1 protein-coding gene and 1 pseudogene are annotated in these 441 nt (G+C 40.1%); both read left to right on the forward strand.

Features of this window, described 5'->3' with window-relative positions; genetic code table 11:
- Positions 1-231: 30S ribosomal protein S6 (rpsF, locus tag FE392_RS22945; protein ID WP_319931987.1), on the forward strand; the 231-nt coding region annotated here is incomplete at its 5' end.
- Between the two features lie 26 nt (positions 232-257).
- Positions 258-441, forward strand: a pseudogene (gene ssbA / locus FE392_RS22950) (single-stranded DNA-binding protein SsbA); the annotation flags it as partial.

A 441-nucleotide genomic window follows, 5' to 3' on the forward strand; every position in this document is an offset into this window, starting at 1 on the left:
GCTTTAGTTGAACGTTTCGCAGGTGTTTTAACAAACAATGGTGCAGAAATCATTAACACGAAAGAGTGGGGTAAGCGTCGTTTAGCTTACGAAATCAACGACTTACGTGAAGGTTTCTACATGATCTTAAACGTGAAATCTAACGCAGAAGCGATTAACGAATTCGACCGTTTAGCTAAGATCAACGAAGACATCCTTCGTCATATCGTTGTTAAAGAAGAAGAAAAATAATTGATATATAAGGGAGAGTGGTTCGATTGATGAATCGTGTTATCCTCGTTGGTCGTTTAACTAAGGACCCTGACTTACGTTACACGCCCAATGGTGTTGCAGTAGCTACTTTTACGTTAGCTGTGAATCGCGCATTTGCGAATCAACAAGGTGAGCGTGAAGCTGACTTTATTAATTGTGTAATATGGCGTAAACAAGCAGAAAACGTGG

It is taken from the genome of Xenorhabdus santafensis (assembly GCF_033949405.1).
Lineage (GTDB): Bacteria > Pseudomonadota > Gammaproteobacteria > Enterobacterales > Enterobacteriaceae > Xenorhabdus > Xenorhabdus santafensis.